Annotated in this window: 12 protein-coding genes, 1 tRNA gene and 1 rRNA gene; all 14 read left to right on the top strand. The window is 49.4% G+C overall.

All coding sequences use genetic code 11. The features are described from left to right. Positions 1-83 (top strand): 23S ribosomal RNA (locus SOW26_RS03325); the annotation flags it as partial. A gap of 218 nt (positions 84-301) precedes the next feature. After that, positions 302-493, top strand: a complete 192-nt coding sequence (locus SOW26_RS03330; RefSeq protein WP_276960278.1) for a hypothetical protein — start codon at positions 302-304, stop codon at positions 491-493. 104 nt (positions 494-597) lie between these two features. After that, positions 598-2940: a tyrosine-protein phosphatase gene (locus SOW26_RS03335; protein WP_276960277.1), complete on the top strand. Its 2343-nt coding sequence runs from the start codon at positions 598-600 to the stop codon at positions 2938-2940. Between the two features lie 372 nt (positions 2941-3312). After that, complete coding sequence (locus tag SOW26_RS03340; RefSeq protein ID WP_320651887.1) at positions 3313-4617, top strand: rhodanese-like domain-containing protein; 1305 nt, start codon at positions 3313-3315, stop codon at positions 4615-4617. 113 nt (positions 4618-4730) lie between these two features. Further along, positions 4731-4801 (top strand) — tRNA-Gly (locus SOW26_RS03345). A 379-nt stretch (positions 4802-5180) separates the two neighbouring features. Continuing rightward, on the top strand, positions 5181-6161 hold the full coding sequence (locus tag SOW26_RS03350) for a carbohydrate kinase family protein (RefSeq protein ID WP_320651888.1): 981 nt from the start codon (positions 5181-5183) through the stop codon (positions 6159-6161). 3 nt (positions 6162-6164) lie between these two features. Beyond that, on the top strand, positions 6165-7502 hold the full coding sequence (locus SOW26_RS03355) for a MurT ligase domain-containing protein (protein ID WP_276960275.1): 1338 nt from the start codon (positions 6165-6167) through the stop codon (positions 7500-7502). Continuing rightward, a complete protein-coding gene (locus SOW26_RS03360) occupies positions 7502-8245 on the top strand; it encodes a type 1 glutamine amidotransferase (protein WP_276960274.1) in 744 nt (247 codons plus the stop codon). Before SOW26_RS03355 ends, SOW26_RS03360 begins: the two co-directional genes overlap by 1 nt. A gap of 17 nt (positions 8246-8262) precedes the next feature. Then, positions 8263-8712, top strand: coding sequence for a hypothetical protein (locus SOW26_RS03365; protein WP_154477959.1), 450 nt, complete (start codon positions 8263-8265; stop codon positions 8710-8712). A 154-nt stretch (positions 8713-8866) separates the two neighbouring features. Next, positions 8867-9922, top strand: coding sequence for a flavodoxin-dependent (E)-4-hydroxy-3-methylbut-2-enyl-diphosphate synthase (ispG, locus tag SOW26_RS03370; RefSeq protein WP_276960273.1), 1056 nt, complete (start codon positions 8867-8869; stop codon positions 9920-9922). Next, the gene (locus SOW26_RS03375; RefSeq protein WP_320651889.1) at positions 9915-14348 is read left to right on the top strand and encodes a PolC-type DNA polymerase III; all 4434 of its coding nucleotides are present in this window, start codon (positions 9915-9917) and stop codon (positions 14346-14348) included. Before ispG ends, SOW26_RS03375 begins: the two co-directional genes overlap by 8 nt. Positions 14349-14393: 45 nt before the next feature. Then, the gene (locus tag SOW26_RS03380) at positions 14394-15887 is read left to right on the top strand and encodes a flippase (protein WP_276958599.1); all 1494 of its coding nucleotides are present in this window, start codon (positions 14394-14396) and stop codon (positions 15885-15887) included. Further along, complete coding sequence (locus SOW26_RS03385) at positions 15827-16714, top strand: glycosyltransferase family 32 protein (protein ID WP_320651890.1); 888 nt, start codon at positions 15827-15829, stop codon at positions 16712-16714. The genes SOW26_RS03380 and SOW26_RS03385 overlap by 61 nt, the downstream gene beginning before the upstream one ends. Then, positions 16689-17823, top strand: a 1135-nt coding sequence (locus SOW26_RS03390) for a hypothetical protein (protein WP_320651891.1), incomplete at its 3' end; no start/stop codon positions are given. The genes SOW26_RS03385 and SOW26_RS03390, both read left to right, overlap by 26 nt.

Raw genomic sequence — 17823 nt, forward strand, 5'->3', positions numbered from 1 at the left:
AGACGACGAGGTAGATAGGGCAGAGGTGGAAGTGCAGTAATGTATGGAGCTGACTGCTACTAATCGGTCGAGGGCATGACCGAAGGGGAATCGGTAGGAGACGGATGCTTAACTTGTATGTGGTTTTGAAGGTACATGGAGAATAGAAGAATGATCCTTGATAGCTTATAGAGAAAGCCAAGAGATAATAGAAAAGATAAAGTCGTTTGTGAAAGCAGACGGCTTTTTTGTATATTCAAATGAGAAACAGGGAGATATTTAGAGTTGTAGGGCAAAGTGTGTTGGTCTAACCAGACTCAACATGAAAGAAATTTGCCTTTCAATCGCATTGGATGCTGATACGGGGCAATCGCTTTGCACAAACGGAAATTGGGATAGAGAACGCTTGTCTGTTCTCAAAGCGACAGGTAAGGGACAGATAGAGCAAAATAGAGTAAAATATGCACAAAAACATAAGAAAAAAACAGTAAAAAATAAACAAAATGTCATTTAAAATGCCAAGAAGGGACGCGAGTCCTGTTTTTCAGACATAAAAATATGCTATGATCCTTCCGGTATATCATGCGATAAAACGATAAAGGAAAGGGAGGATGAAAAATGCTCAGGATCAGAAGAAGAGCGAAGATCGTGCTTGCGGCGGTGTTTAGCACACTCCTGGTTTTGCAGGGGGCGGGCTCTGTCTGGACGACGACCTCTGTAGACGTGGTGCAGGCGGCCGAACCGCAGGAACTACAGACAAAGGTAAAGGCAATTGAAAAGTACGGAAATATTGTGCTGGAGATCCAACCGGAAGCGGTACTTTCAGCAGGCTATGAAGCGGGAGATATGGTGTATCTGGAGGTAAACGGCAAAAAGCTTGAGATGCCGTTTTGCACCAATTTCAGCGATGTGGATACGGGAGATCTGATTTTACTGGACTACACGAAAAACGGAGTCCGTAATATCCTGGCTGCCATTAATATGGGGCACTTTGCCAATACACATGGGGCAAAGGTGGGGGATGACGTCAAGATCAGTCTGAAAGAAAAGGGAGCCTACCGGGAAGAATATGAGATCCGTCATCTGGAGCGCACCAATAACATCGCAGATTATGGGAATGATCCGGTGGTTTACGCAAACTTCAGACAGAATGACACGACAGGGATCAAGCCGGGCATTCTGTATCGCAGCTCCAGTCCCATCAATAATGAGATCAAGCGTGCCAAATATGCCAACGACCTGGCAGAACAGGCAGGGATCAAAACGGTGATGAATCTGGCGGACACGCCGGAGGAGATCAATACCTATGCGGGACAGGCAGATTTTGCATCGCCTTACTATAAAAAACTGTTTGACGAGGGCTCTGTAAAACCGCTGAGCATGAGTGTGGATGTAGGGGGAGAAGCCTTTGGGGCGAAGCTGGCAGAAGGACTTCGTTTCCTAATCGACCATAACGGTCCTTATCTGGTACACTGTACAGAAGGAAAGGATCGTGCAGGATTTGTTTCGGCTGTTCTTTCCGGACTGATGGGAGCAAGCCTGGACGAGATCGTGGAAGATTACATGGTAACTTATGAGAATTATTACCATGTGGAAAAGGGGAGCTCCAAATATAAAAAAATTGCAGAGGCTAATATTGTAGCTTCTATGACGACGGTAGTGGCAGGTCTGCCAAAGGGAACGGACATTTCCAATCGGGATCTTTCCGTGGATGTGGAAAACTACCTGAAAAAGATCGGTCTGAAGGACGAGGAGATTAAAAGGCTGAAGATCTGCCTGTCCTCCGAAAGCGGAACGGTAAAAGAAATTGAAAAGTATGGCCATGCTTCTACGGATATCAAGATTGCAGATATGTTAAAAGCAGGCTATGAATACGGGGATATGGTGAAGGTAACCTTTGACAACGGCTATGAGATCGTAGCGCCATTCGTAGACGGCTACTATGTGGATAAAGGGAAATTCCTGGTGAGAGCATACCCGGGACACGAGACGATAGCGGTCTGCATCAACTATGGGAAGCTTTATGAAACAGCAAATGTAGTGGTGGGAGACCGGCTGAAGATAGAGATGGAAAAAAAGGGAGGTTATCTGGATGAATACCTGATCCGCAATCTGAAACGGACCAATGACCGGAAGGATTATGCATCGGATGAAGTGTTCGCAAACTTCAGAAGCATTGCCTACGGAAATACGGCAGAAAACCGTCTGTATCGAAGCTCCAGCCCCATTAATAACGAGCTGGGAAGAGCCGCTTATGCAGATCGGCTGATCAAGGAAGCCGGGATCAATACGGTGGTGAACCTGGCAGACGCCAAGGAACAGATCCCCGGCTATCTGGCAGCCAATGACCAGTCTCCTTATTACAAGAGCCTGTATGAAGGAGAAAAGGTGAAATTTTTGAACCTGGGACTGGCATATCAGAGTCCGGAGTTTCAGGCAGGAATCATAGAAGGTCTGAAATTTATGGCAGAAAATAAGGGACCGTATCTGTTCCATTGTACAGAAGGAAAAGATCGTACCGGATTTTTGGGAGCTTTACTGAATTCTCTGATGGGTGCGACGCAGGAAGAGATCGTTGCGGATTACATGAAGAGCTACGAGAATTTCTATGGGGTAACACGGGAAGCAAATGCAAGGAAGTATGACCTGATCGCACAGGACGTTGTGGGAATGCTGAAGTATATTGCCGGGACGGAGGATCTGACAGGAGTGGATCTTTCACAGAAGGCAAGGACCTATATGCTCGCCGGAGGGATGACCGAAACGGAGATCGATCAACTGGTGGAAAACCTGTCCAAAAAGCAGCCTGCTGTGGAAACCGGAAAGCTTCCAACAAAGCCGACGAAAAACGGGAAAGGCGCTCCTAAGACGGGAGATGAGACAAACCCGGTATTTCCGGCTATTGCAGCACTGGCGGCAGCCTGCGTAGCGGCACAGTGGAAGAAAAAAGCTGCAAGATAAAACGGATTTTTTACAAAGCAGATCACTTTTCGGTGATCACAGAGGAAAAGAAAAAGGGTTCTGGCGTCACTATCGGCGCTTGGAGCCCTTTTTATGTACAGGAGTTTCGGTAAACTTTAGACTACGGGGACTTCGAGAGGAAAGAAAAATGGATATGAGATAGAAAAAACAAATAAGTAGACAAAGTTTATAGAAAAAAATGATTGGAAATCAGCGAGAAGGATTGCTAGGATGAAAATAGTCATGCAGGCGGATCCAGGATTTACAGATACCGGGAGGTGGAGGAAATGAAGGGGAATTTCCACAGATTGCCTGAATGGAAGTTTTTTGCAAAAGAAGACAGAAAAAGAAAAGACAACAGGAGGAAAACAAATGAAACAAAGAGCATGGGGAAGCTTGCTGCTGGCTGTGATGCTACTGGCAGTGGCTTGCGGGAAGAAGGAAACAGCAGAAGAAAAAAAGAAGGAAAAAGAAACAGTTTCCAAACAGGTGGAATCTGTCGATAAGAAAACGGTATATGTGACGCCGGAATGGGTGAAGAGTGTCATTGACGGACGGCAGCCGGAATCAGACGACTATGTTATTTTAGAAACATCCACAACAGATGAAGCTTACAAGGAGGGACACATACCGGGAGCTTATCACTGTGATGTCCATCTGTTTGAAACCAGCACATATGCAGCCTATGCGGATAACACGATTGATTATTCCAATGCAGAGCTGGGGAATATCGTTTCTCCGGAGGAATTAAAGAAAGTTGTAAATGATTACGGGATCACCAAGGACACAACGGTCATTACCTATGGTTCCCATCCGGCTACCGAAAGGGAAGCTTTTATCCTTTTGTATTGTGGTGTGGAAAATGTAAAAGTGCTGGACGGAACGATGGAACATTGGAAACAGGCAGGCTTTGAGGTGGAAAAGCAGGTGAATACCCCGACGCCGTCGGAGGAATTTGGAGCAGAGATACCGGTGCATCCGGAATATGTACTATCTCTGCAGGAAGTGAAAGAACAGCTGCAGAAAAATTCCAATTTTAAGCTGGTCAGTGTAAGAAGTCTTGGAGAATTTGAAGGAATCTCAGACGGAAATTATCCGATGCTTCAGGAAAAGGGCGAGATCGCCGGCGCTGTCTTTGGAAAAGCGGGAGAAGATGCCAATACAATGGATGAATATATGAAAAAAGACGGAACTGTCATTGATTACAAGACGTTTCAGTCCTACATGGCAGAGAGCAATGTGACAAAAGATAATGAAGTCAGCTTTTTCTGCGGAACCGGGTGGAGAGCGACTATGCCGCTTCTTTTGGCATATGAACAAGGGTGGAAGGTAACCCTGTATGATGGTGGATGGTGGGCATGGACCAGAAATCCGGCAGAAAATGAAACACAGATGCTTACTCCGGATCAGGCAAAGACCTGCTGTAGATTCGCCTATACGGAATCAGAAATTTTCTTGAAAATGGGGGAAAAAGACAAGGAAGTGAATCAGATCTCCATATTTCCGGCAAGCGGAACCCTGCCTCCGGTACGATTTAAATCGGACAATACGGACGTTGTGACGGTGGGAGAAGACGGAAAGGTGACGGCAGTGGGAGAAGGAACAGCAACCATAAAAATGATAGCGACTGATTTTTCGGGAAGAAATACTTCCTATAAGGTAACGGTAACTCCTTGAGAAAATCTTATCAGCTCATAAATTTTTGCGGATTTTTTCATATTTTTCTACCCAGAAAACAAAATTGGTGTTATAATGAAACGGAACGGTTCGGAGCATCCGGATCGTCCTGTGCAGGGTTAGTACATCGGTAGTATGCGAGCTTCCCAAGCTCGAGAGGCGGGTTCGATTCCCGTACCCTGCTTTTTATTTTGCCCAAATATTGAGAGAATCCGGGATGGATCCGGCAACGTCCAGGAAGCAGAAAGCACGGAGCGCAGGCTGAGAGGAGAACTGTTTATTCCTTTTGAAAGGGAAAGCAGGGCTCTTTTTTGCTTTCATAGGAAGCTTGAGTCCCGTGAAAGTAAAAAGGCTTCGTCGAGATCACACTGCGGCGGGCTGAAACGGTGTCCCCAAGTAGGGAAAGAATGCGGGAAGAGGAAGACCTCGTGTTTCTAAGAAAGCGGAAAATGCCGGCGCAGAATTGCCCGGATATTATAAAATGCAGGTGTTCATCTAATAGAATGTATGGTAGAATAAAAGGCAAAAGCAAAGTCCGGATGGAGAGGAGTAAGGAGTCGGATATGGAAAAAAAGTATGATGTAGTGGCTTTAGGAGAAATGCTGATAGATTTTGCAGTAAGCGGAGAAAGCAGCCAGGGGAACAAGCTGCATGAGGCGTGCCCGGGAGGGGCGCCCACCAACGTATTGGCCATGCTGAACAGGTGGGGAAGAAAGACAGCCATGATCGGGAAAGTGGGGGATGATCAGTTCGGAAAACTTCTGAAAGGAACGCTGGATGATCTGGGAATCGAATCTAAGGGCCTGATTCTGGACCGGGAATACCCGACTACTTTGGCATTTGTGCACACCTTTCCCGATGGCGACCGGGATTTTTCCTTCTATCGGAATCCGTCGGCAGATATGATGCTATCCTGGGAGGAAGTGGATGTGGATCTGATCCGACAGGCCAGAATCCTGCATTTTGGTACCCTGTCTCTCACCAGTGAGCCGGTAAAAAGTGCTACAAAACGAGCGATAGAGGAAGCTAAGAAGGCAGGCTGTCTTATCAGCTTCGATCCGAATCTGCGCCCGCCCCTCTGGAAGACGCTGGAGGATGCCAAAGAGCAGATGGAGTACGGGCTTGGACAGTGTGATATCCTGAAGATCTCTGACAATGAGATCCAGTTTGTCAGTGGTAAAGAGGACTATGATGAAGGAATCCGTTATCTGCAGGAAACCTATGGGATCCCGCTGATCTTTCTGACCATGGGAAAAGAGGGAAGCCGTGCCTACTACAAGGACATTCGGGTAGAGAGAAAGGGATTTTCTGTGAATACCATAGAAACCACGGGAGCAGGAGACACCTTTTGCGGTTCTGCCTTGCACGGTGTGCTGGAAGTGGGAATGGAGCATTTCAACGAAGAAAATCTGGGAGATATACTGACAAGAGCCAACGCAGGAGCGGCGCTGATCACCACCAGGAAGGGAGCGATCCGTTCCATGCCGTCCAGGGAGGAAATAGCAGCGCTGTTGGCAGAAGGAAAGAAACAGGGAGAAGAGTAACATATGGGATTACGCAGAGTACTGGCGGTCTGGGCAGCAAAGGCAGCAGAAAAAATAAGTGTGAAAGTGTTTCACCGGCAGGGAGTGACATGGGCAGGGAAGATTGCGCTGGCTATTTGTCCCAATATCCTTGCAGAGCTGTCGAAGCAGGTTCGAAAAGACATTTTTGTGGTGTGCGGGACCAACGGAAAAACGACTACCAATAATCTTCTGGCGGCAGCTCTGAAAGCGGAAGGATATCGTGTGATCTGTAATCGTACCGGTTCTAATATGCTGAACGGGGTGGCCGCTGCTTTCGTACTGGGGGCAGGACTCAATGGGAAGATAGAGGCGGACTATGCCTGTATTGAGATCGACGAGGCTTCCACCAGACGTGTCTTCCCCTTTTTTAAGCCGGATTACATGGTGCTGACCAACCTGTTTCGGGATCAGCTGGACCGCTACGGAGAAATTGACCTGATCATGGAAATTTTAAAGGAAAGCATACAGTCGGCGCCCGAAATGAAAGTGATCGTCAACGGAGACGACGCACTGTCGGCCTATCTGGCAAAAGACAGCGGCAACGCATATGTCGCATACGGGATCAGCAAACCGGTTCAGAGGGAAACGGTACAGGAGATCCGGGAAGGAAGATTCTGCAAATGCTGCGGAGCCGTGCTGGACTACGAGTTTTATCATTACAGTCAGCTGGGAAGCTACCATTGCAGCAAATGTGGATTCCAGAGGCCGAAGCTGTCTTTTGATGCAGAGGATATCCATCTGGAGAACGGTCTGGCATTTACGACGGAAGGAAGAAAATTTACCACGTCCTATCGAGGCTTTTACAATATCTACAACCTTTTGGCTGCCTACAGCGCGGCTAGAACGGCGGGACTTTCCCTGGAACATTTTCAGACTATGCTGGATGCATTCCGGCCGGAAAATGGCAGGATGGAAAAATTCCGCATTGCAGGGACAGATGTGCTCTTGAATCTGGCAAAAAATCCGGCAGGATTTAATCAGAATATTACGGCGGTGCTGGAGGATCCGTCTCCGAAGGATCTGATCATTGCCATCAATGACAATATGCAGGATGGGATTGATGTTTCCTGGCTGTGGGATGTAGATTTTGACCGTCTCCGGCTGGCGTCCGTAGAATCCATCCTGGCAAGCGGGATCCGGTGTCACGATATGGGGCTCCGACTGAAATACGCAGGAATACAGGCGCAGATAGAGGCAGATATCGAAAAGGCGATCGACAGAAAGCTGAAGGATGGTTGCGGAAATCTATATGTTCTGGTCAACTATACGGCATTATTTGGAACCAGAAATGTGCTGAAAAACATGGAGGAAAGCAGATAGTGGGAGAAAAACAGCAAACGATCACAGTGGGGCACCTCTACCCGGATCTTTTGAATCTGTACGGAGACAGAGGCAATATCGCCTGCCTGCAGCAGAGATGCAGGTGGCGGGGGATCGAGGCAAAGGTCAAAGAGTTCCACCTGGGAGAGCAGATAGATTTTACAGAACTGGATATCGTGCTTCTTGGCGGAGGATCCGACCGGGAGCAGGCGATCGTGTGCCGGGAATTATCCTCCATCAAGGAGCAGTTCCGGCAGTATGTGGAGGATGACGGCGTGGTGATCGCTGTCTGCGGCGGATACCAGCTTCTGGGAAGTTACTATCAGACCAAAACAGAAAAAATAGAAGGCTTGGGACTGGTGGATCTTTATACCGTGCAGGAGGAAGGTCGGCTGATCGGAAATATCGTTTTGAAAAGTGAACTGTGCGATATGCCGGTAGTAGGATTTGAAAACCACGGAGGAAGAACGTATATTGGCAGCGGCCGCCCCTTTGGAGAAGTGGTGGCAGGCTATGGAAATGATGGAAAAAGCGGTTATGAAGGAGTGCTCTATAAAAATGTGATCGGAACCTATCTTCATGGACCATTGTTGCCTAAAAATCCACAGATTTCGGATCATCTGATCCGCCAGGCGCTGCTTAGGAAATACAAAGAGGCAGATCTAAAGCCCCTGGAGGATGAACTGGAAAGCCAGGCAAACGCCTGCATGTACCGGAGGATTCTGGGGGAACAGAAGGGATAGCAGGAAGGACGGGGAAAATGGAGCTACAATACAACGAGACGGCAAGAAGCAAGGTATGGAGGATGGTCATGGTCAGCTCCTCCATTGTGATCGTGTTGGTGGGAGTTTATCTGATGATCCGGTTATTTACCAACAATCCTTTGGAAGGTGCCTGGCAGTATGAGGATGGAGATATTCTTTTGATCCTGAAAAACGAGCATCAGGGGATCGTCCGTCTGCAGGGAATGGAAGAGGGGACCACGATAGATGTGAAGGTGGATTATACGCTCAACAAAGAGGAGAAAACTTTAAGCATACACGAAAGCAAGGAAGAAACGGATCGGCTGGTCAAGAAGGGATATTCCAGGGAACTGCTGGAAAATCAGATGGGCGTCATCACAAATACCTTCGATTACAATGTGGAGAAAGATCGGCTGACCCTCTCGGAAAGAGAGTATGGAGATCAGATGGTGTTTCTGAAGCAGTAAGTGGAAAGAAGAAGGAAAAGCAAAAAGACTTGTTCCCGTGAATAAGTCTTTTTGTAATGGTAGCTGACCGGAGCAGGGGCGGCTTAAGCACCGGGGCCCTCGAGGCCTGGTGCGTGTTTAGGATACCTTTGGATCGCAGGAAGGAGGAAGGAAAATGTACAGAACGGAAACAAAGCAGATCCGGATTGGGGATCGGATGATCGGAGGGGGGAATCCCGTGGCGATCCAGTCCATGACCAATACCAGGACAGAAGATATTGCAGGGACAATCCAACAGATCCACCGACTGGAAAAGGCGGGCTGTGAGATCATCCGTTGTGCAGTGCCTACCATGGAAGCTGCCAGGGCGTTGTCCTCTATCAAACAGGAAATTTCAATCCCCCTGGTGGCGGACATTCATTTTGACTATCGCCTGGCGCTGGCCGCCATGGAAAACGGGGCAGACAAGATCCGGATCAATCCGGGAAATATCGGAGACGCTGACAGGGTCCGACAGGTGGTGGAGGCTGCAAAAGAAAAAAAGATCCCCATTCGCGTAGGGGTCAATAGCGGTTCTCTGGAAAAGAAATATCTGGAGGCCTACCGCCAGGTGACGGCAAAGGGTCTGGCGGAGAGCGCCATGGAAAAGGTGCGTCTCATTGAAGAAATGGGATATGATCAACTGGTGGTCAGCATTAAGTCTTCGGATGTGAAGATGTGTGTGGAGGCGCACCGGCAGATCGCACAGGTGTGCCCTTATCCTTTGCATGTAGGGATCACCGAGGCAGGGACACTGCAGGCGGGAAGCATTAAGTCTGCCATTGGTCTGGGACTGATCCTGGATCAGGGGATCGGAGATACCATCCGGGTATCTCTGACAGGAGATCCGGTGGAGGAGATCCGGGCGGCTAAGCTGATCCTAAAAACGTTGGGACTGCGAAAAGGCGGAGTGGAAGTGGTCGCCTGCCCGACCTGCGGAAGAACCCAGATCGATCTGATCCGCCTGGCAAATCAGGTGGAAGAGATGGTGGACGGAATGGAACTGGATATCAAAGTGGCAGTAATGGGGTGCGTGGTAAATGGACCGGGGGAAGCAAGAGAAGCGGATATCGGAATCGCCGGAGGCAGAGGGGAAGGCCTGCTGATCCGGAAAGGGCAGGTGGTAAGGAAGGTAAGAGAAGAGGAACTGCTTGCTGTTTTAAAGGAAGAATTGGAGCATTGGAATGAATAAAAGTTTTTTGGAAGTGTTTCCCACCCTGCAGATAGATAGAGAACAGAAAGAGCTTCTGCAGGGGGTTCTGGTAGAGAAGGTGATAACCAATCAGCAGAAGGAATTCTTGAAGATCTGTCTGATCAGCACGCATATTATTCCCAGAAGGGAGATCTACCGTCTGGAAGAAGAGATCAAAAAGCAGTTGTTCCATCGCCGCAGGATCGAGATCAGAATGGAAGAAACCTATGAATTGTCGCCGCAGTATACGCCGGATATCGTCATGGAATCCTATCTGGACAGTTTTCTGGAGGAGCTGGGAAGACGAAGCGCTATTGAGAGAAATATGCTGCAGCATGCTTCTGTAGAGTTTGAGGGCAACGTTCTGTGTCTGAATCTGCCGGAAAGCATTGTGGCAGAGGGAAAAAAGACGCGGCTGGTGGAATATCTGGAAACGGTTTTCCAAAAAAGATTCCAGATGCCTATTGAAGTGCGGGTTCTTTATGAAAAGAGAAAAACCAGACTGCGGGAAGAAGCAGAGCATCGGGTCCAGAGAGAAATCAAGGCGATCGTGGAGCAGTCTGATGCCGCCCGCAGAAGAAAGGAAGAGGAAGAGGCTCCGGCTTCCCGGCAGACGGAAAAAAAGAAACAGAAAAAAGAAAGACGGGCCGTTTACCAGAAGGAAGGCGCCGCATCCAAGGACGTGGTGTATGGCAGAGACTTTGAGGGAGAGGTATGGCAGTTGTCCCAGATCAATCAGGAACTGGGAGAGGTGATTGTAAGAGGACAGGTGATCAAATTTGATACCAGGGAGATCCGAAATGAAAAATCCATTGTGATGATCACCATTACGGACTTTACGGACAGCATCGTGGTCAAGATGTTTGTGAAAAATGAGCAGCTGCCCGACGTGATGGAGGGAATGAAAGCAGGCAGCTTCCTGAAAGTCAAGGGGATCGCTATCCTGGACAAGTATGACAGGGAGATCGGCATCACTTCCGTAACAGGCGTAAAGACCATTCCGGACTTCCGGGAAAGCCGGAAGGATCTGGCGCTGGAAAAGCGGGTAGAGCTGCACTGCCATACCAAGATGAGTGATATGGACGGCGTCACAGACGTCAAAGATCTGCTGAAACGGGCGCATGACTGGGGACACAAAGCGCTTGCCATTACCGATCACGGAGTGGTGCAGGCGTTTCCGGAGGCTAATCACTTTATCGAGCGGCTGGGGAAAGAAGATCCTTTTAAGGTGATCTATGGAGTCGAAGGCTATCTGGTGGACGATCTGAAGGATGTTGCCGTAGGAAGCAAGGGGCAATCCCTGAAGGGGACGTTCGTGGTATTTGACCTGGAGACGACAGGCTTTAGCCCCATCCGGGACAAGATTATTGAGATCGGGGCGGTGAAGGTGGAAAACGGAACGATCGTAGACACCTTCAGCACCTTTGTGAACCCCAAGATCCCCATTCCCTTCCAGATCACCAACCTGACCGGGATCACGGATCACATGGTGATCGAAGCGCCGGATATTTTTGCAGTGCTTCCCGACTTTTTGGACTTTGTGCAGGATGCGGTGCTGGTGGCGCACAACGCTGCCTTTGACGTCAGCTTTATTGAACAGAACTGTCGCTACCAGGAGATCGAGTTTGACTTTACTTCGGTGGACACGGTGGGAATGGCCAGGATCCTGCTTCCGTCTCTGGCAAAATACAAGTTGAATATTGTGGCGAAAGCGCTGAATATCTCTTTGGAAAATCATCACAGGGCGGTAGACGACGCTATGGCGACCGCCGAGATTTTCCTGCGGTTTTTAGAGATGCTGGAAGAGAAGGAGGTCTATGATCTAAACAAGCTGAATCAGTTTGGAGCAAGCAATGCCAATGCGATCAAAAAGCTTCCTTCCCACCATGTGATCCTTCTGGCGCAAAATGAAGAAGGGCGGGTCAATTTATACCGGCTGATTTCCAAATCCCATCTGGAATACTTTCACCGGTGGCCCAGGATCCCCAAGAGTGAGCTGTCCAGACACCGGAAAGGACTTCTGGTGGGAAGCGCCTGCGAGGCGGGAGAAGTGTTTCAGGCGCTGCTGAACGAGCGGTCCGAAGAAAAACTGTCGCGGATCGTCAGCTTTTATGATTATCTGGAGATCCAGCCGATTGGAAACAATCGGTTTATGATCGACAGTGAAAGAATCTCCTCTGTGAAGTGCGAGGAGGATCTCAGACAGCTGAACCGCAGGATCGTCCAGCTGGGAGAACAGTTTCAGAAACCGGTGGTGGCCACCTGCGACGTTCATTTTATGGATCCTTCGGACGACGTGTACCGCAAGATCATCATGACAGGAAAAGGATTTCAGGACGCGGAGGACCAGGCCCCCCTGTATTTTCGGACGACGGAAGAGATGCTGGAAGAGTTTCAATATCTGGGAACGGAAAAAGCCAGGGAAGTGGTGATTGAAAATCCCAACCGGATCGCAGACACGGTGGAAAAGATCTCTCCGGTACGGCCGGACAAATGCCCGCCTGTCATCCCGGATTCCGACAAGGATCTTCGGAAGATCTGTTACGAAAAAGCACACCAGATGTATGGAGAAAACCTGCCGGAAATCGTGGTGGAAAGGCTGGAAAGAGAATTAAATTCCATTATTTCCAACGGATTTGCCGTGATGTACATCATTGCCCAGAAGCTGGTATGGAAGTCCAACGAGGACGGCTATCTGGTGGGATCCAGAGGATCGGTGGGCTCTTCCTTTGTGGCTACTATGGCGGGGATCACGGAGGTGAATCCCCTAAGCCCCCACTATTACTGCGCAGAGTGCCACTATAGTGACTTTGAATCCTCGGAGGTCCGTGCTTATGCAGGCGGCTGCGGCTGGGATATGCCGGATAAGAAGTGCCCCAAATGCGGGGCGCCTTTGAAAAAAGACGGATTTGACATTCCCTTTGAAACCTTTTTGGGATTTAAGGGAAATAAAGAACCGGATATCGACCTGAACTTTTCGGGAGACTATCAAAGCAATGCCCATAAATATACAGAAGTGATCTTCGGGACGGGACAGACTTACCGGGCGGGAACCATAGGAACACTGGCGGAAAAAACGGCGTTTGGCTATGTTAAAAACTATTATGAGGAAAGAGGCGAAGCCAAGCGAAACTGCGAAATCGACCGGATCGTAAAGGGATGTACGGGAATCCGCAGGAGTACCGGCCAGCACCCGGGAGGGATCATTGTCCTTCCCCTGGGGGAGGAGATCCACAGCTTTACGCCGGTACAGCATCCTGCCAACGATATGAACACAGATATCATTACCACTCATTTCGACTATCACTCCATTGACCATAACCTTCTGAAGCTGGATATTCTGGGACACGACGATCCTACCATGATCAAGACCCTGGAGGAATATATCAGCTCGGATGCGTTGGACAATGAGTTTAACGAGACGGACCATCCCTTTGATGCCACGAAGATCCCTCTGGATGATAAAAGTGTGATGTCCCTGTTCCACGACACCTCGGCTCTTGGCATTACGCCGGAGGATATCGGCGGCTGTCCGGTAGGCTGTCTGGGGATCCCGGAGTTTGGGACGGACTTTGTTATCCAGATGGTGGTGGATACCAAGCCTCAGACCCTGTCGGATCTGATCCGGATCTCGGGCCTGTCCCATGGGACAGACGTGTGGCTGAACAATGCCCAGGAGCTGATCCGCAGCAAAAAGGCTACCATCTCCACCGCAATCTGTACCAGGGATGATATTATGACCTATCTGATCAATCAGGGGATGGACAGCGAGCTGTCCTTTACGATCATGGAAGCGGTACGAAAGGGAAAAGGCCTGCCTCCCGGGACCGAAGAGCAGATGCGGGAAGCAGGCGTGCCGGACTGGTATATCTGGTCCTGTAATCAGATCAAATATATGTTTCCCAAGGCCCATGCAGCGGCCTATGTGATGATGGCCTATCGGATCGCCTACTGCAAGATCCATTACCCGCTGGCCTATTATGGGGCTTATTTCGGGATCCGTGCCAGTGCATTTTCCTATGAACTGATGTGTCAGGGGAAGGAAGCCCTGTTGCATCACATGGAGGAGTACCGGAAGCGGGGAAAGGATCTTAGCAATAAAGAACAGGATACCATGAAGGATATGAAGGTGGTTCAGGAAATGTACGCCAGAGGCTTTTCCTTTGAGCCCATTGACGTCTATCAGGCGAAAGCGCGGCGTTTCCTGATCCGGGATGGCAAGCTGATGCCGCCTCTTAGCAGTATCGATGGAATGGGAGAAAAGGCGGCGGATGCCGTAGAGGAAGCGTCCAAAGGCGGAAAATACCTGTCGCGGGACGATTTCCGGCAGAGAACGAAGGTCAGCAAAACGGTGGTGGATACCATGGTGGAGCTGGGGATCCTGGCAGGGCTGCCCGAGTCCAACCAGTTGTCCTTGTTTGACTGATGGGAGAAGAGCGGAAACAAAGGAAGGAAAGAGGAGACGAGAAAGATGAAGAAAGCATCCATCAAAGTAAACTTTATCATGAACAGCCTGCTGTCTATTTCCTCCTTTCTGTTTCCCATGATCACCTTTCCCTATATTTCCAGGGTACTTCTGGCATCGGGAACCGGCAGGATCAACTTTGCCACCTCGATCGTAAATTATGTCCTGACCCTTTCCATGCTGGGAATCCCTCTGTATGGGGTGAAGGCCTGCGCCGTGGATCGGAAGGACAGAAAAAAGCTGTCTCAAACGGTGCTGGAGCTTTTGGTGCTCAATGGGATCGCCGGAGGAGCGGGCCTTCTGGTGCTGTTGGGCGCCACCCTTCTGGTAAAGGAATTTCGGGCCCAGTGGGAGCTGATCGCTGTCATGTCTCTTTTAGTTCCCCTGAACATCATCGGAGCGGAGTGGTTTTACAGAGGAATGGAGGAATATACCTATATCTCCCTCCGGAATATGGGATTTAAGCTAATCGGAGTTCTCCTGATGTTTCTGCTGGTGCATGACGAACAGGACGTTTTGGCTTATGGAGGGATCCTGGTGCTGGCAGGGGCAGGCTCCTATCTGTTGAATTTTATACGGCTGAGAAGGTATGTGAGATTCGGCGGGCTGCAAAGACTGGATTTGAAACGGCATATCCGCCCGGTCCTGTCCTTTTTTGTCCTCTCGGTCTCCTGGACGATTTACACCAATACAGATGTGATCATGCTGGGGATGCTCCAGGGAGAAACGGCAGTGGGGTATTATTCGGCATCTCTTCGGATCAAGGCCATCATCCTGGGGATCGTCTCCGCCCTAAGCGGAGTCCTGCTGCCCAGAGTGGTTCACTTTTTTGCGGAAAAACGTTATGAAGAGGCAGTGGGGATGATCCGGAAAAATGCTTCCTTTGTGTTGCTGTCCTCCCTTTATTTTATCGGATTTATCATCACCAATGCCAGGGAGGTCATCCTGCTTCTGGCAGGAAAAGGGTATCTTCCGGCCATTCCGGTGATACAGGTTACGATCCTGATGGTGCTCCTGGTGGGATATTCCTCCCTTTTAGGAACGAATGTGCTGATTTCCCTGGGGCGGGAGCGGATCACGATCCTGGCCTCTTTTGTCGGGATCGGAGTTAACGTGATACTCAACGCGTATTTGATTCCAAGGTATTCTGCGCTGGGAGCCGGAGTCGCCACGGTGGTGGGAGAATGCTGTATGATCCTGTGTGAGATGGTATGCATCGGAAAGGAGATTCGTACTTACTTTGACAGGGGAAACTGCAAAAAAACGCTGCTGGCTTTTTTTGTGTCGGCAGCAGCTGCCCTGTTGCTGAAAGGCGGGCTGTCCGGCTTCCTTTCCGGGAGACAAGAGATATGGCAGCTGCTGGTGTATCTGTTGCTGGCAGGAAGCTGCTACACCTTCCTGTATCTGGCTCTGCTATACAGGCTTAGAGAAGAGATGGTGTGGAACCAGGGAAGAAGGCTTCTGAAGAAGCTGCGAAAAAAGGAAAGAAAACACAGATAAATTTCGGGAGATTCTTGGAAAGGTACAACAGACAGATCCCGAAAAAGGCTATAAAAAAAGGAAGAAGCACACGCCAGAAAGGAGCCTCCATGTTGCCGAAAAAAATCCATTATATCTGGATCGGAGGAAACGAGAAGCCGGAACTCGTGAAAAACTGTATAGAATCCTGGAAGACCTATCTGCCGGATTATGAGATCAAGGAATGGAACGAGCAGAACTTTGAGATAGACTGCTGCAAATACGCAAAGCATGCCTATGCGGAAAAGAAATGGGCATTTGTATCAGACTATATGCGATTTTGGATCCTGGCGCGGGAGGGCGGCATCTATTTCGACACGGACGTGGAGCTGATCAGGCCGATTCCTGCAGAGATCCTGGCACAGGAGGCTTTTACCGGAATGGAATTTGGCGGAAAAGTCAGTCCCGGTCTGGTATTTGGCTGTATGCCCGGAGACAAAACGGCGGTGTATATGACAGAGCGGTACGAATCGTTGGAGTTTGACGCAGTCCATCCGGTTACGGTAAACGCCATTCTTACAAGCCGTCTGGAGAAAAAGGGGTTCCGCCCGGAAAAAGGGTTTCAGGTCGTGGACAAAGTAGCCATCTATCCGGAGGAGTATTTTTGTGGGTATGATCTGGATGTTCATGAGATCCTGACGACAGAAAAGACCATCAGCATCCACCATTACAGCGGAAGCTGGACAAAGAAGACATTGAAAAAGAGAGTGCAGGCTCTGTTAAAAAGGATCCTGGGCGTGGAGGGATACAGGAAGGTACTATTTCTGAAAAGAGGAGTGAAACATGTTATTTTCAACAGGAAAGGATAGCTGGAGAACGTTGCTGGACAGAAGGGTGGCGCCGTTGGATGTGGCGGTATTTCTGATCACGGTAAAGGTGGTCACGTCTGTGACCATATACTTCAGACTGCCAAAAACTCTCCAGGAACTTCTGATGGCGGCGGCCTACGGACTGGTTCTGGTGCATGTTTTGCAGAAGCCCTATCGGAAGAAGGAGCTGATCTGGATGGGGCTTGTGACGGTGCTGATCCTCTATACCAGCTTCCGCATGAAAAATATGTATTATCTGTCTGCCTGGGCTATGATCGCAGGAGGGATAAGGTGGGATATTCGGCGGATGATCAAAGTCATGTTTGCTACTACGCTGGTGATATTTCTGTCCGTCTGCACGGTTTCTTCCGGTCTGTATCTGCTGGGCTACGATCAGGGGATTCTGATCAATGTGAGGCGGGGAGACGTACAGTCCTTTATGTTTGGATTTGTTCATACCAACATGTTTTCCATCCTGCTGTCCAATCTGTGCCTGATGTATGTCTGGCTGAAGAAAGAAGGGATCCGTCCGTTTCAGATCCTTTTGCTGACAGCCTTTCAGGCAGTAGGGTTTTGTTTTACGAAAACCAGAACCTCCCTCATTATTTTTCTTCTCACGGCAGTCCTGATACTTCTGAGACAGGGAGGGAGCCGGAAGCCATATGAGAAACTGCGCTATTTATTTCTGGGAATCGGTGGGATTTATTGGGCGCTGTCCCACCTGCTTTTGCAGAACAATCTGGCAGCCATGGCGGCGGATCGGATCCTGACGGGACGGATCCGATATTCGGCCTATGCCATGCAGCATTTTGGCTGGACGTTTCTGGGGCAGAGCCTGAATACGGAGATCCAATGGGACCAGATCTGGAAGCTTAGCGGTTTTACCTTTGACTCGGTGTATTCTTTCCTGTTTTTTCAGGGAGGGATCCTCTGGTTTTTTCTGCTGGGAGCTGCTTTTGTCAAGCTGAAGGGACGAGTGGATCAGATGGAGCTGATCCTGCTGGGAGCCTGGATGCTGTATGCTGTGACGGAGACCAATACGCTGCTGCCACAGTTCGGGTTCCAGATTCTTTTGCTGAGCAGGGTGTTTGAGAAAGAAGACAAAAAGC

The organism is Suipraeoptans intestinalis (genome assembly GCF_034091795.1).
Taxonomy (GTDB): Bacteria; Bacillota; Clostridia; order Lachnospirales; family Lachnospiraceae; genus Suipraeoptans; species Suipraeoptans intestinalis.